The organism is Shewanella sp. BJSY2023SW007 (assembly GCF_047314525.1).
GTDB lineage: Bacteria > Pseudomonadota > Gammaproteobacteria > Enterobacterales > Shewanellaceae > Shewanella > Shewanella chilikensis.
Genome location: NZ_JBKORL010000018.1, coordinates 38,309 through 53,158 on the forward strand (window position 1 = coordinate 38,309; position 14,850 = coordinate 53,158).

The following is a 14,850-nucleotide window of genomic DNA, read 5'->3' on the forward strand; positions in this document are numbered from 1 at the left end:
TAGAAGAATATTGTTGCAATCGAGGCTTGTAGTTAGAAAGTAAACCTATGCGACAGGCTAAACACCAACCTGGCATCGGCGTTATCCGAGTCCAGGCTGGTATCTTCACCTGCCAGCTCAATATCTATGCCGTGATATTGAGTCTGATAGGCGATGCGATAATGTTGATAGCCTCTGCTTCCCTGCCACTGCCACTTGTCTGTATCATCCGATGTGGAACGGTCAAAACTCAACCTCAGCCGGTGACCAGGCGCCAATTCAAAACTGTGGGCCAGCATCACTATGCTGTGGCCGGCACAGGTACCAAAGTAATCCCAACTGTACCAGAGATTCAGCTCCGACTGACCGAATGGCGACTGATAACCCCACTTGGCATAAGCTTCCGGATAGTTGTAGTCATCGGAAAAGGATTCGCCGTGATAGCTGTAATAAGCTAGCCCAGCATCCAGGCTCAGGTTTTCATTGAACCGGTAGAAATAACCTGCGTAACCGTCAAGTTCCAACCAGGTATCATCAGCGCCACCGAAATCGACATTGGAAGCAAAACTGCCAAGATACCAACCATTTTCACTACTGTAATCCAAGCTGGCCTGTAACGCCGGCCCTTCATCTGTCTGACTGACCCCGTTGAAACTGTAATCCGATACCAGGGTCACGGTCGATGACCATTCGGCTTGGGCTGCAAATGTCAGTGTCAGCAGCGCAGCTAAACCGCTGTACTTGAGACAGTTTGCCATGGTGTTTAAACCCATCTGTGTTCCTCTTTTAGTTTTATAGATTGAAGTTTGCATCAGTCGGCTAGCTTTATTTTATTAAAATCTATGGTGTTTTCTTTGGGAGAGCCTTGGATCCGGCTCAAGGTTTTCAGCTTGGTCAACAGCATGTAACCGGCGCAGGTTAAGATAAGCCCGATGGCCAGAGCCCCTACCCATTGGATCTCCAGAAAATCCAGTTGGAACAGCAAAGTCAGCAGCACCATCACGGCGATATTACCAAGCAGATAGTTGCGTTTACCCAACCTGGCAACCGTCAGTCCCAGATTATCTGTGTAGAGACGGATCAATGAGTCCAAAGAATTAATCACAAAGGTAATGCCCACCATGACCATGGCCAAGTTATAAAAGCCGGATGTTGAGATAGCCCGGGTGTCATAGAAATAGAGGACACTGAACCAAATAGCGACCGGAATGGAGGGGAAAACCATCATGGCCAACAGCAGTTGCCAGGTCTTGATCCCACCGACAAAACGCGAGGTAAACTGGCCTATCATTATGCTCCAGGCAAACCACCAGAACAGGTAAAAGGCGTGATAGTCATTGAGGGGCAATACAAAATGTTTGATATCGACAAAGTAATCACCCAATAACGAAAAGGTGGTAATAAAGTCGCCGACAGTGCCGTTCTCTCCTAAAAATGCACCGCTCCACATCAGGGCTATCAGCGCCACAAACAGCCAGGTACTGGCCAGGCTCAGCACCTTGACGTATTTAATGCTGGTACTGGAATAAACCGCGATGGCTATAACGGCAAACACTATCAGATAGAAGGCGCCTATGATGGACTCTCCATCGCCCATCTCCGGCAGATACCAGGGCAAGTTGCTGAGCAGCAGATAAGCGGTGAAGGCACAGGTGCCGATAATCACCATGTTGTTGATGAATTTTACCGGCTTGAGTTCAAAGAACTTCACTCTGGGCTCAATGACGCAAAAATAGAAACAGGTGACAAAGTAAAAACCCCAGATGAGAAAGGCCCAAAATCCAAACTCTATTGCCAATGGATTGGAAAAGGCGTATTCGGGGCTGCTGTTGGTATCTGTGTAAGTGCCGAATTCAGTCAGTGGGAACATGATCAAGCCAACATCCAGGCCTGAGGTAAACAAAATAGCGATAAAGGTGTTGATCCGCACCGGGGTGACACCTACGCAGGGGATGTTGCCCCACCGATACAGGATCACCCCTATCATAGCAAAGGTAAATAAGATCCCTGCTGAAAGCCAAAGCTCCATAATTTTTCCCTTTAATTTTGATTTAAATTATATTTTTCCAATTCCAGCCCCTGACTAATGGCGAATTTCGGCCAGCAAAAAGCCCTCGGCTTGGCTGCGCCGATTTCAGCATTGACAGGGGGTAAGGGGCCGACTGCAGACTGGCCCCTTGGATTTTAAGATCAGCTAGGCCGCTCGGGTGCGTGGCAGCGCTGCTGTGCTCGCCACTTGTCAGCCAGAACAACTGTGGCATCAGAGGCCGGTAACGCTTCACGGCCGCGGATAATATCAGCGGCCTTCTCTGCCAACATTATGGTAGGTGCATTGAGGTTGCCATTGGGAATGGTGGGGAATACGGAAGAGTCCACGACTCTCAGTCCTTCAATGCCATGCACCCGGTTTTGCGGGTCTACCACGGCCATGGGATCTGTACCCATCTTGCAGGAACAGGATGGATGATAAGCACTCTCTACCGAGCGACGAACAAAGGCATCTATCTGCTCATCGGTTTCCACTTCGGCACCAGGCTGGATCTCTTCTCCGCGATAACCATCGAACGCCGGCTGATGAATAATTTCCCGGGTCAGGCGCACACAGGCGCGAAAGCCTTCGATATCATCCTGGTGTTGCAAATAGTTGAAACGTATCTGCGGATGCCGGTGCGGATCGCTGCTCTGTACCCTGACCCATCCCCGGCTCTTGGGCTTATTGTGGCCGATATGCACCTGAAAACCATCGCCATCAAAGGCTTCCCGGCCGTCATAACGCATGGCGGCGGGCAGGAAGTGATACTGGAGATCCGGAGCGGCCAGGCCCGCCTTGGAGCGGATAAAACCGCAGGATTCAAAATGGTTGGTGGCACCGAGTCCTGTCTTGGTAAAGAACCAACGGCTGCCGATCAGGAACTTGTTCCACCAATCCAATTTGCGGTTGAGGGAAACTGGATTGGTGCAACGGAACTGAAAATAGAACTCCAGATGATCCTGAAGATTCTCCCCCACCCCGGGCAAGGCATGCTCCAGCTCAACACCGGCTTCTTTAAGGACTTCGGGCGCACCTATACCGGAAAGCTGCAGCAGATGGGGGGAGCCCACAGGACCTGCTGAAAGGATCACTTCACCGCCCATGCCAACCATGGCCTGCTGCAACTTGCCGCCGCATTCATAGCGCACCCCGGTTGCCACCTTGTCCTGCAGCAATACCTTGTGCACCAAGGCGCCGGTCACCACTTTCAAATTATCCCGTGTCATGGCCGGACGCAGATAGGCATTGGCCGTAGACCAGCGCACACCATTTTTCACCGTCATATGCATGGCGCCAAAGCCTTCCTGCTGGGCACCGTTGTAATCAGCTGTGGCCAGGTACCCGGCTTGCACACCGGCATCAACAAAGGCCTTATACAGGGGGTTAGCCATGCGGTTGCCGTTATTGACCCCCAAGGGCCCACTATCGCCTCGATACTTATCACCGCCAAAGGCCCAGGTCTCGGCCTTTTTGAAATAGGGCAAGCAATCGGCGTAACTCCAGCCCTCGGCGCCACTGGCCTGCCACTCATCAAAGTCATGGGCGTGACCGCGAACGTAGACCATGCCGTTGATGGATGACGAACCGCCGAGCACCTTGCCCCTGGGACAATGCATGCGCCGGTTGTCCAGACCCGGTTCAGGCTCGGTTTCGAACTGCCAGGCATACTTTTGGGTATTCATGGGAATGGACAACGCCGTCGGCATCTGAATAAAGATGCTGCGATCGCTGCCGCCGGTTTCCAGCAACAAGACCCGTTTGTTTTTATCTTCGCTCAGGCGGTTGGCCAGCACGCACCCTGCGCTACCGGCACCGACAATGATGTAATCGAAATTCTGGTTCATAACGGCTCCTTAAAATGGACTTTCCAGGGGCTGCATGCCGACATAAACCGATTTGGTCTGGGTATAAGCCTTGAGGGTTTCACTGCCGTTCTCCCGGCCGACTCCCGAAAGCTTGTAGCCACCGACGGGCATCTCCGAGGGTGAGGCGCCATAGGCATTGATCCAGCAGATCCCGGCCTGAAGCCTATGAATCACCCTGTGGGCGCGGCGAATATCACGACTAAATACCGCAGCAGCCAGACCAAGGGCCGTATCGTTGGCGCGGCGGATCACTTCCTCTTCATCGTCGAAAATCAGTACAGACATCACGGGGCCGAAGATCTCTTCCCGGCAAATACGCATCTTGTCATCACAGTCGACAAATACGGTCGGCTCAACAAAGAAACCTTCGGGGGCCGAGTCCGGCGTTAAAGGCTTGCCACCGCAAAGAAGCCTCGCCCCCTCGGCCTGTCCAAGGGCGATATACTCGAGCACCTTGTCTCTGTGCGCGCTGGATATCAGGGCGCCGAAATTGGTGTCCGGCGCCATGGGGTCGCCGGCCTTGATATTAGCCATCCTTTGCTGCAAACGTTCGATAAAGGCCGGGTAAAGACTGCGGGCGACATAGACCCGGGTACCATTGGTACAAACCTCCCCTTGGGTATAAAAGTTGCCCAGCATGGCGGCGCTGACGGCATCTTCCAGCTCGGCGTCTTCAAAGATGATCAGTGGGGACTTGCCCCCCAGTTCCATGGTGACATCCTTGAGACTGGAGGCCGCTGCCGCCATCACCTTCTTGCCTGTGCCCACTTCGCCGGTAAATGACACCTTGGCGATATCCTCGCTGTGAGTCAGCCATTGACCTACTTCGGCCGCGCCCTGCACCACATTAAACACCCCGGCGGGCACACCAGCTTCGATAAAGATTTCCGCCAGCTTCAGAGCGCCGAGCGGGGTCTCCTCAGACGGCTTGAAGATCATCGCGTTACCGGCGGCCAACGCCGGCGCCGACTTCCAACAGGCTATCTGCAAAGGATAATTCCAGGCGCCGATACCGGCGCAAATCCCCAGAGGTTCACGGCGGGTATAGAAGAAATCATCACCAACACTTTGCTGACAGCCTTCCAGGCCCACCACGATACCGGCGAAGTATTCTATGGCATCGGCCCCTGTGACCACGTCCACCACAGACGCCTCTTGCCAGGGTTTCCCCGTATCCAGCACTTCAATTTTGGCCAGATCATCGTTGCGTTGGCGCAGCAGGGCCACAGCCTTCAACAGCACCCGGCTACGCGCCATGGCGCTCATGGCTGACCATGCGGCAAATCCGCGTTTGGCACTGGCAATGGCCGCCTGTTTGATGGCCTCATCGGCCACTTCAACGTGGTATTGCACCTGGCCGGTGCCAGGGTTAATCACCTCAAAGGATTCACCCGAGGCGTTGGCCATATAATGACCGTCAATAAAATTCTGATAAACAGGCTGTGTCATCAATGTACTCCGTGATAAGCCAGACTTTGGTCAATGAAATCGATACACCAGGATTCTGCGGCAGCGAACGACAACTCAGGCTCAGGACTGAGAGCACTGCGCAGCCAAAAACCGTCAATCATGGCAGCCACCTGCTCGGCACTCTTGAGCGCCTGGTCCCTGGGCAATAACTGTTTGAAAGAGAAGGCCAGGTTGCTCTTCAATCTGGCACTGTTGACCTGCTGTAACCTGGCAAGCCCGGGCTCGTGCATGGACTGAGCCCAGAAATTAAGCCAGGTACGGGTAGCCGCCCCCGAACGTTGAAACTCGGTGAAGTTGGCCGCCACTATGGCGTGCAGCCGTGCCTTGGGGGAAAGCTGCCGCTCTGCCGTTTGGGTCAGCAAAGCCAGCTTCAGTTGCTCAAGCAAATGCCGCAATGTCGCTTCAATCAGCTCCTGCTTGCCACCGAAATAATGGCTGATGATCCCCGACGACAACCCAGCCAAGCGGCTGATACTGTTGATGGTGGTATTGTGCAAACCATTGGCGGCCACCGAAGCCATAGTGGCATCTATCAGCTGCTGGCGGCGCACAGGTTTCATTCCAATCTTAGGCATATTTTTGTTAATTGACCGTTCAATTAAAAACAAGCCTAATGATTTGAACTGTAATTATCAACCTGACCAAAACCGAACTTTCAGATCACACAAGTCACAAAAGAGTGATTTACCTCACAGCAACAAACGCTTACGTTGCTTGAAATTTATCTGAAAAAGTTTCTATTCACCGACAAAACTTCGCTATTTCTGAAGTGTTAACCGAAAAATCACCGCAGAACCATCTAAGCGCTCACCGCCCAAAATAGTTACAACAGATATCATTAGAGCCAAAACCTTATGCCTAACTATTTAACCAGATAGCGCAGATAAATACGCCTGTCACTCCGGACCGAACCTGCTTGCTTGGAAGCCGGACTCTGAGATTGAGACTGTGGATAAGGGGAGGACTACCGAGGGAAGCAGAGAATAAGGTGACAATGAGAAAAAGTGATTAGTATGAGGAGTTATGACTAAAAAAAGAGAAATACTGAACCTGGAAACCGACTAACGCTTAACCATGTTGAAACAGGTAACAGATAAATAAAATGAAAAGGCGGATAAACCGCAAGACAAGAGCCCCTGCAAGGGGTTAGAGAGCCCGGCCAAATACCGGGCTCTTGCAACAGATGAAGTCGACTGAGCAGAAAAATAACTGCCGCAGCAAAACCTATGACTGACGACCGAAATCTATCAGGGTGTTGCGATACAGCTCAAGCAGCGCATCATCGCGTACCCCTACCCCAACACTTTGCGCCGGCATATCGCTCCAGTCATCATGGGGATGGCGCCGCTCATAGGTTTTCTGCATTGTGTGTCCTATAGCCGGCCCGGAACAGACCACCCGTACAGGTCCCTTTCTCAGGGTAAATAGGCTGGGGTCTATCACGTAGGCAATGGCCGAGGGGTCATGCACGTGGCAGCCGGAAATACCCAGACTACGCTGGTAAAAGTCAAGATAGAAACGGCTTATCTGATGAATAAAGCGTCCCGGCTCACCGGCTTCATCGCGCAGCTTATCCAGATACTCGGGCGTAAAGAAACTCTCATGGGTCACATCCAGACCGATAATCACCACGGGCCAGTCGGCGGTAAATACGATATCGGCCGCCTCAGGATCGTCATGGATATTGGCTTCGGCAAACGGGCTGACATTGCCCTGATGACCGTTGACCCCGAAGGCTCCGCCCATAACCACCACTTCCTTTACCAATTTGGTGATCCCGGGTTCATGCTGCAGCGCCAGCGCCAGATTAGTTAGAGGCCCGACAGCCACCAAAGTGATCTCCCCCGGTTGCGCTTTGAGCTGCTCGACAATATATTGCCAAGCCGGACGGGGGTCGGCGCTCAGCTTGACATCGGCGGCGTTGACTTGCAGCTCACCAAAACCGGTTTCACCATGAACTGTGGTGGTAGGGCCGACGGGAGGGCGCAACAGCGGCTTATCCGCCCCCATGGACACGTCTGCCTTCATGCCATATTTCTGTTTCAGATACAGTGCATTACAAGTGCTGTTTTCAATGGTGGCGTTGCCAAATATTGTGGTGATACCGATAAGATCCACAGCTGCATGACCTTCGGCAAACAAAATTGCCATAGCATCATCAATACCGGGATCTGTATCCAGGATAATTTTCTTCGTCACAATCCAGCTTCCTTTGCGATGTTATTGATATTATCTGTGCCACAACCAACCGGTAGCACCGAGCCATTCTAGCGCCAAATCGCGCGCTATGAGCTCCATAATGCCACGCTAATTAGCGAAAACGGTAGCAAAAGAACAATATCTGTTCACTTAAGATAATCACTACCCTATTTGGCTTTCATCCGGATAAGCTTGAAAGTCCTTATAAGCGGTGAAACACGCAAAAAAGACACAAGAAATACGGCGATATTACGGCCAATTATTGCTTTGTTGACAACCGCCTACAGTAAAAATGCTGTTCTTGATAGCTGCGACCGAATAGGACTTTAGTCTGATATCAGCCACAACCACCTTCCATTAACATCAACACATCAAAACAACAACAAGAGGTGTCCCATGAATGCTGTGCTGTTGATGTTAATGGGCCTGGGCGCGATGGCGGCCGGCTATTTTGTCTATTCAAAATTCATCTGCGAAAAAATCTTCAAAGTCGATCCCAACTTCGTGACTCCCGCGCACGAAATGCAGGATGGTATCGACTATGTGCCCACCAATAAATATGTACTCTGGGGCCACCACTTTACCTCAGTGGCCGGAGCTGCACCTATTATCGGCCCGGCTATTGCGGTTATCTGGGGCTGGGTGCCGGCCTTTCTCTGGGTAGTGTTCGGCACCATCTTCTTTGCCGGGGTGCACGATGCAGGCGCCATCTGGGCCAGTAACCGCAACAAGGCCAAATCCATAGGTGCGGTCACGGGGGATGTTATTGGTGAACGGGCCCGCAGCATCTTTATGGTAGTGATATTTTTGGTGCTGCTCATGGTTAACGCCGTGTTTGCCGTTGTCATTGCCAAGCAGTTGATCAACTTCCCCAGCGCCACCCTGCCGGTTTGGGGCGCCATTGTGGTAGCACTCATCATAGGCCAGCTCATCTACCGTCGTCTTATCAACCTCTTGATGGTATCCATTATAGGCGTGGCGGCACTGTACGCGCTGATTTATATCGGCCCATCCATGCCGCTGGCATTGCCGGAAACCCTGGGGCCGCTGTCGGATAACCAAAGCTGGATCATCCTGCTGTTTGTCTATGCCGCCATCGCCTCGCTGCTGCCGGTCTGGATGTTGCTGCAACCGCGGGACTATATCAATGGTATTCAGCTGTTTATCGGCTTAGGCTTGCTCTACGGCGCCGTGCTTCTGGGCGCGCCTGATATAGTGGCGCCGGCCTTTAATACCGATGTGCCCGAAGGCACTCCATCCTTGGTACCGCTGCTGTTCGTCACCATTGCCTGCGGCGCGATTTCCGGCTTCCACGGCCTGGTTTCCAGCGGAACCACCTCGAAACAACTGGATAAAGAGCCGGATGTACGTTTTGTCGGCTACTTTGGCGCCATAGGCGAAGGCTCTCTGGCACTGGCGGCCATCATAGCCGCCACAGCGGGTTTTGCGACCCTGGCCGACTGGCAGGCCATCTATCACGCCTTTGGTCAAGGGGGCGTCAGCGCCTTTATCAAGGGCGGCGCCAATATCCTCGAATCCGGGATAGGCATGGATGAAACCATGGCACAAACCCTGCTGACGGTAATGGTGGTGCTGTTTGCCGGTACCACCATGGACACAGGCTTGCGGCTGCAGCGTTACATCTTCCAGGAATGGGGCAGCATCTATAACCTCAACTGGATGCAAAATGGCGCCGTCGCCACTCTGCTGGCCGTGGGCACCTGCTTGCTGCTGGCCTTCGGCGCCGGCGGTGACGGCTCGGGTGGCATGCTGATCTGGCCGCTGTTTGGCACCACTAACCAGTTACTGGCTGGCCTGACATTGTTGGTGATCACAGTGATGCTGGTGAAACTGGGTCGCCCCATGTGGTATACCCTGGCTCCGCTTATCTTCCTGCTGGTGATGACCACCATGGGCCTGCTTATTCAACTCAAAGGCTTCTACGACAAGCAGGATTGGTTCCTGTTTACTCTGGACTTGGTGGTACTCATCGCCGCCATAGTGATTTCACTGGAGTGCAGTGCCACGCTGAGCCGTTCGCTCAAGGCGCGTAAAACTGCGGCGGAGAACGACTGATGAAACTGGCGAAGATCAAGGCATTGGTCAAAGACCTTAGCCACCTGGCGGAAGAGGCGTATAACGCACCCTTCCGCTCGGCAGTCGCCCGCGCCCGCAGGGAGCAGGACGATCTTTTTATGCTACTGATCTTCTCCGAAATGATGGGGGTACCCAACCCGGCCAGTTACTACACTCTGGAGCTACAGCCCTTGATGCTGGAAAAGTTCCATGACTGGCACCTGCGTATGGGTATGCCCCACTCGCCGCTGGATCAGTTCAGATGCTGTTGAAACAAGATGTTAATTAAGGACGGGCTATGGCGCAGCTGACAGACAAACGTATTCTGTGGGTGGGTGGCAAAGGCGGTGTCGGCAAGACCACTGTCTCCTCCTCACTGGCCCTATTGGCGGCCGGACGCGGCAAGAAAGTCCTGCTGGTATCCACAGACCCAGCCCACAGCCTGAGCGATGCCTTTGCCAAACAGATAGGCGATCACTACATCCGGCTGGCACCCAATCTGGATGCGCTGGAAATCGACCCGGATGAGGAAGTGCGCCAACATCTCGACCGTGTCAGCCAACAGTTGAAGAGTTTTACCCGCCCGGAGATGTTCGCTGAAATTGAGCGGCAGATGCGCCTCACCCGTCAGTCTCCCGGTGCCCAGGAAGCGGCCTTGCTGGAGCGAATTGCCAAGACCCTGGAAAGCGGCCTCGGTGAATACGATCTGATTATTTTCGATACCGCGCCCACCGGCCATACCCTTAGGCTGCTCAGCCTGCCTGAGGCGATGGCCGCCTGGACCCAAGGTATGCTGAGCGCGAATCAGAAATCAGAAAAGCTCGGCGTCATGCTGTCGCACCTGACACCCAGGCGGGGCCGTGATGTCGATAACCCCTTCGACGATCCGGCCGAGCACGCTACCGCCGGAATGGAGCCGCGCAACAAGGCCATAGCCGAAACCTTGCTGGCGCGACAACGGCTGCTGCAGCGCACCCGTGAGCTGATTAAAGATCCGCAGCAAACAGGGCTGCTGTTTGTCCTGACCGCAGAAAAGCTGCCTATTCTGGAAACCCGCCGCGCTGTGGCCAGTTTGCAGGCAGAGCAGTTACCGCTTGCCGGTTTGGTAATCAATCGGTTGCTGCCACCCGAGGCCGACGGCAGTTTTCTTGCCAAACGCCGCCAGCAGGAAGCCGTGCACCTCGAAGAGATAGACGCAAACTTTAGCAGGCTGCCCCACTTTCGACTGCCCCTCAAGGAAACCGATATCCAGGGTCTGAGCGGCCTTGAACAGATGGCGACCGAACTGGCCAAGGCCGGGCTATAAAGCTGCCTGTTTGTTTTTCCCGATAAAACTTAGCCTACACCCTGGCTATATTGCCGCCGGAAATAACGATAATTTCCGATGCAACTCAATAATGTCCGTGTTGGTATCAGAGTGCTTACCTTCAATATGACATTATCTGTACGTATCAAGTTCTGCCGCGAACCAACGGTTCCCTATGTTGCCCATGTCTACTCTGTGCCGATCTCATTTTCGGCTCACTCCAAGCTGCGAAAAATTTAAAAAAACGCCCCGGTGATTTACTGCCTTACCGGGGCGTTTGGTTGGAGGGTTGCGGCCGCTTTTACAGTAAAGCAGCGCTGTTATTCGAAGCACTGTTATTCAAAGTGCTGTTACTCAAAGGCGATTCGAAGAACAGCCACTACAACCACTGTCAGTCGAAGAAGCGTCGTCCTTCTGCGGCCATGGTCTTGAGCAATTCACTCGGGGCGAATCTGTCGCCGAAGCGGCTCTGCAAGCGCTCGAGCTTGGCCAGCAACTGATCGGCGCCCATGGTGTCTATATAGTGGAAAGGCCCACCGAGGAAAGGCGGGAAACCTATGCCGAAGATGGCGCCAATATCCCCATCGCGGGCAGAGGCTATAATGCCCTCTTCCAGACACCGCACCGCTTCATTGAGCATCTGCACCACACAGCGCTCTGCCAGGTTGGCATTTTCGGCGCCAACACCCGGCGCTATCCCCAGCACCTGATAAACACTCTTGTCCACTTCCTTCTTCTTGCCAGCTTTGGGACCGTAGAGATAGAAGCCCTTGGCGTTCTTGCGCCCCTTGCGGTCATCGGCGAGCAGCTTATCGAAGGCAGAGGGGGCAGCGAAACGCTCACCCAACTCTTTTTCGAGTATCGGCGAAATCTTGGCGCCCACATCAATACCCACTTCATCGAGCAGAGTGATAGGGCCAACCGGGAAACCAAACTTCACCAGCGCCTTATCCAGGCTCTCGACACTGTTGCCCTCGAGCAGCAGCTGCGCCGCTTCATTCATATAGAGCGCCAGAATACGGTTAACATAGAAACCGGCGCCATCTTTCACCACTATCGGCGTCTTACCCTGTTTGCGGGCAAAGGCCACTGTGGTGGCTATCGTCTGGGGCGAGGTCTTGTCGTGAGCAATCACTTCCACCAGCGGCATCTTCTCTACCGGCGAGAAGTAATGCAGGCCGATGACGTTTTCCGGCCTGGCGGCGGCTTCAGCAATCTGACCTATGGGCAGAGACGAGGTGTTGGACGCAAAAATAGTGTGTTCACCGCATTCGCGCTCGATATCCCGCACCATTTGATGCTTGAGGTTGAGATCCTCAAATACCGCCTCGACCACTATGTCGGCATCCTTGACCCCGACATAGTCTGTAGTCGTCGTCATCAAGGCCATCTGCTTATCGCGCACCGCCGGGGTCATATGCCGACGCTTGACGCCCTTATCCAGCAACTTATAGGCATAGCCCAGCGCATTGCTGAGTCCCTGCTCACTGATATCCTTGACCCGCACCGGAATTTTGGCCTTGGTGGTGGTCACTGAGGCGATACCGCCGCCCATCAGGCCACCGCCGAGCACTACGGCCTTGTGAACCGGACGAGGCTCAGCACCTTCGGCGCCGGTTTCCTTTTTCATTTCTGTGGTGGCAAAGAAGATGGAGCGCAGCGCCGCCGACTCGGGCGTCACCACCAGCTCGCCGAAATGGCGCGCCTCTGTGGCCAAACCTGCCTCTAGCCCCTGGCTCATCCCCACCCGCACACAGTCGATGATCTTGTCCGGCGCCGGATAGTTACCCTGAGTTTTTCTGGCAACCTGTTTACGGGCCTGATCAAAGATGATTTTCTGCCCAAAGCCGTTGCTTTCGAGCAGCTTGTTCATCATAGGTTTATTATTTTTGCCTTTACCGCGCTTGGCTTTGCCGGCCAATGCCAGTTCAACTGCCGCCTCCAGCAGAATCGACTTGGGCACCACATCGTCCACCAGCCCCATCTTCAGCGCTTGCTTGGGGCGAACCTGCTTACCGGTAAGCATCATATCCAGCGCTGTGGTGATCCCCACCAGGCGTGGCAGACGCTGGGTACCACCACCGCCCGGCAGCAGACCGAGCTGAACTTCCGGCACCCCCAACATGGTTTTCTTGTCGTCACTGCACAGCCGCAGATGGCAAGCCAGTGCCAGCTCGAGGCCGCCACCGAGACAGGCGCCGTGAATGGCTGCAACCACGGGGATCTTCAGCCCTTCCAGTTCGGCAAACACCTTATGCCCTGAGCTCGACAGCTCGCGGGCATCGGCGGCGCTTTGACAGGCATCGAGCATGGAGATGTCGGCGCCGGCCACGAAGGAGTCTGGCTTGCCTGAAATGATCACCAAGCCCTTGATACTGCTGTCCGCTTTGATTTCGCTCAGCAAGGCGCTGATCTCAGGGCCGAATTCGGCCTTGAGGGTATTCATGCTTTCGCCGGGTACATCCATGGAAAGAATGGCAATGCCGTCGTCGCGGCGGCTGAGGCTAAAACTCTTGTTGCTGTTTTCCATCTGCAATTACTCCACTTCCACTATCATTGCCACACCCAGACCACCGGCCGCACAGGCGGTTGTCAGCCCCGTACCGCCACCGCGGCGTTTCAGTTCATTACACACTTGGGTGATCAAGCGAGTACCCGTGGCCGCAAACGGATGGCCATAGGCCAGCGAGCCGCCGAGCACGTTGAACTTGCTCATATCGATTTCACCAATGGCGCGGCTCTGACCGAGTTTTTCCTCGGCAAACTTCTTCGAGGCAAACATCTTCATATTGGCCAAAGTCTGGGCGGCAAAGGCTTCGTGCATCTCTATCAGGGTCAGATCTTCGAGCTGCATACCGGCGCGTTTCAGCGCCAGTGGCGTGGCGTAGGATGGCCCCATCAGCATGTCTTGCCAAACATCTATGGCGCTGAAGGCATAGCTCTTGATATAGCCAATGGGGGTGTAACCCAGGGCCTTGGCTTTGCCTTCACTCATCAGGATCACCGCCGAGGCGCCATCGGTCAGCGGGGTACTGTTGGCGGCGGTGACACTGCCGTGCTTGCGGTCGAATACGGGTCTGAGTTTGGCGTAAGACTCAAGGGACGAGTTGTCGCGGATATTGTTGTCACGCTCGATAAAACTCTTGTAGGGCGGCACATGAGCCACCATGACTTCATCCTTGAGCTTGCCTTCATTCCAGCTCTGGCTCGCCAGAGTATGAGAGCGGTGGGCCAGCGCGTCCTGATCGGCGCGGCTGATGCCGTGGCTCTTGGCCATCTGCTCGGCGGTTTGCCCCATGGACAGGCCGGTGGAGTATTCGGCCACAGCTGGCGGCACAGGCAAGAGATCTTTAAACCCCAGACGGCGAACTATGTTCCACTTCTGTCCCAGGGTGCGGGCCTTGTTGAGATCGACCAAGGCATGGGCCAACTTGCGGGACACCCCGATAGGCAGCACAGAGGAGGAATCCGAGCCCCCGGCTATGCCTATTTCGATATTGCCCGTCATAATCGACTCGGCAATATTGACAGTGGACTGAAAACTGGTGGCGCAGGCACGGGTAACACTGTAAGCATCTGTGTGCAAATTCATGCCGGTACCCAGAACAATTTCACGGGCAATATTGGGCGCTGCCGGCATCTGTACGACCTGACCGTAGACAAGCTGCTCAATCAGCTTGGGGTCCAATTCACTGCGACTGAGCAGCTCATTGACCACCATCTTGCCCATATCCAGCGCCGACACGCCGTGAAACGCCGTCGCCTGTTTGGCGAACGGGGTACGCAGACCGGCCACTATGGCAATCCGCTCGCCCCTGGCATTGGTTACCTGTTGTCTGTCACTCATTTGTCACCCTCTTATTAAGCAGCGCACGCCGAAAACTAGCCCTGACACTGCGCTTTATTGTTTTTCCATAAGAGAC

Annotated in this window: 11 protein-coding genes; 3 read left to right on the top strand and 8 right to left on the bottom strand. The window is 54.2% G+C overall.

Annotation, left to right across the window (positions count from 1 at the left end; genetic code table 11):
• Window positions 1-32: 32 nt before the first annotated feature.
• The 6 genes from ACMHXE_RS03795 to ACMHXE_RS03820 all read right to left on the bottom strand — a co-directional run bounded on the left by ACMHXE_RS03795 (window position 33) and on the right by ACMHXE_RS03820 (window position 7,545).
• Window positions 33-737 (bottom strand): TorF family putative porin, encoded by a 705-nt coding sequence (locus ACMHXE_RS03795; protein ID WP_109248662.1) that lies wholly within the window; start codon window positions 735-737, stop codon window positions 33-35.
• Between the two features lie 53 nt (window positions 738-790).
• Complete coding sequence (locus ACMHXE_RS03800; protein ID WP_101056424.1) at window positions 791-2,008, bottom strand: choline transporter; 1,218 nt, start codon at window positions 2,006-2,008, stop codon at window positions 791-793.
• A 161-nt stretch (window positions 2,009-2,169) separates the two neighbouring features.
• Window positions 2,170-3,855, bottom strand: coding sequence for a choline dehydrogenase (betA, locus tag ACMHXE_RS03805; protein ID WP_413731424.1), 1,686 nt, complete (start codon window positions 3,853-3,855; stop codon window positions 2,170-2,172).
• A 9-nt stretch (window positions 3,856-3,864) separates the two neighbouring features.
• The gene (gene betB / locus ACMHXE_RS03810; RefSeq protein WP_224867336.1) at window positions 3,865-5,325 is read right to left on the bottom strand and encodes a betaine-aldehyde dehydrogenase; all 1,461 of its coding nucleotides are present in this window, start codon (window positions 5,323-5,325) and stop codon (window positions 3,865-3,867) included.
• Window positions 5,325-5,921: a transcriptional regulator BetI gene (gene betI, locus ACMHXE_RS03815; protein WP_101056421.1), complete on the bottom strand. Its 597-nt coding sequence runs from the start codon at window positions 5,919-5,921 to the stop codon at window positions 5,325-5,327. The genes betB and betI overlap by 1 nt, the downstream gene beginning before the upstream one ends.
• A 649-nt stretch (window positions 5,922-6,570) precedes the next feature.
• Window positions 6,571-7,545: a nucleoside hydrolase gene (locus ACMHXE_RS03820; RefSeq protein WP_413731426.1), complete on the bottom strand. Its 975-nt coding sequence runs from the start codon at window positions 7,543-7,545 to the stop codon at window positions 6,571-6,573.
• Between the two features lie 396 nt (window positions 7,546-7,941).
• Here ACMHXE_RS03820 and ACMHXE_RS03825 point away from each other — a divergent pair, with 396 nt between their 5' ends.
• Genes ACMHXE_RS03825 through ACMHXE_RS03835 form a run of 3 tightly spaced genes read left to right on the top strand, consistent with a single transcriptional unit; the run spans window position 7,942 to window position 10,927 of the window.
• Window positions 7,942-9,621, top strand: a complete 1,680-nt coding sequence (locus tag ACMHXE_RS03825) for a carbon starvation protein A (RefSeq protein ID WP_101056419.1) — start codon at window positions 7,942-7,944, stop codon at window positions 9,619-9,621.
• Complete coding sequence (locus tag ACMHXE_RS03830; RefSeq protein WP_025009799.1) at window positions 9,621-9,893, top strand: cory-CC-star protein; 273 nt, start codon at window positions 9,621-9,623, stop codon at window positions 9,891-9,893. The genes ACMHXE_RS03825 and ACMHXE_RS03830 overlap by 1 nt, the downstream gene beginning before the upstream one ends.
• Window positions 9,894-9,919: 26 nt before the next feature.
• Window positions 9,920-10,927: an ArsA family ATPase gene (locus tag ACMHXE_RS03835; protein ID WP_413731428.1), complete on the top strand. Its 1,008-nt coding sequence runs from the start codon at window positions 9,920-9,922 to the stop codon at window positions 10,925-10,927.
• A gap of 391 nt (window positions 10,928-11,318) precedes the next feature.
• On the opposite strand, the gene fadJ is transcribed toward ACMHXE_RS03835, so the two are convergent.
• Both fadJ and fadI read right to left on the bottom strand, forming a co-directional pair.
• Window positions 11,319-13,457 carry a fatty acid oxidation complex subunit alpha FadJ gene (gene fadJ, locus ACMHXE_RS03840; RefSeq protein WP_413731430.1) on the bottom strand — a complete coding sequence of 713 codons (2,139 nt, stop codon included), beginning with the start codon at window positions 13,455-13,457 and terminating at the stop codon, window positions 11,319-11,321.
• Window positions 13,458-13,463: 6 nt separating this feature from the next.
• Window positions 13,464-14,774 (bottom strand): acetyl-CoA C-acyltransferase FadI, encoded by a 1,311-nt coding sequence (fadI, locus tag ACMHXE_RS03845; protein WP_123116491.1) that lies wholly within the window; start codon window positions 14,772-14,774, stop codon window positions 13,464-13,466.
• Window positions 14,775-14,850 lie beyond the last annotated feature (76 nt).

Bases quoted from the DNA above. Each gene is read 5' to 3' on its own strand.
- ACMHXE_RS03795 (WP_109248662.1), bottom strand. From the start codon at position 737: ATGGCAAACTGTCTCAAGTACAGCGGTTTAGCTGCGCTGCTGACACTG.
- ACMHXE_RS03800 (WP_101056424.1), bottom strand. From the start codon at position 2,008: ATGGAGCTTTGGCTTTCAGCAGGGATCTTATTTACCTTTGCTATGATA.
- betA (WP_413731424.1), bottom strand. From the start codon at position 3,855: ATGAACCAGAATTTCGATTACATCATTGTCGGTGCCGGTAGCGCAGGG.
- betB (WP_224867336.1), bottom strand. From the start codon at position 5,325: ATGACACAGCCTGTTTATCAGAATTTTATTGACGGTCATTATATGGCC.
- betI (WP_101056421.1), bottom strand. From the start codon at position 5,921: ATGCCTAAGATTGGAATGAAACCTGTGCGCCGCCAGCAGCTGATAGAT.
- ACMHXE_RS03825 (WP_101056419.1), top strand. From the start codon at position 7,942: ATGAATGCTGTGCTGTTGATGTTAATGGGCCTGGGCGCGATGGCGGCC.
- ACMHXE_RS03830 (WP_025009799.1), top strand. From the start codon at position 9,621: ATGAAACTGGCGAAGATCAAGGCATTGGTCAAAGACCTTAGCCACCTG.
- ACMHXE_RS03835 (WP_413731428.1), top strand. From the start codon at position 9,920: ATGGCGCAGCTGACAGACAAACGTATTCTGTGGGTGGGTGGCAAAGGC.
- fadJ (WP_413731430.1), bottom strand. From the start codon at position 13,457: ATGGAAAACAGCAACAAGAGTTTTAGCCTCAGCCGCCGCGACGACGGC.
- fadI (WP_123116491.1), bottom strand. From the start codon at position 14,774: ATGAGTGACAGACAACAGGTAACCAATGCCAGGGGCGAGCGGATTGCC.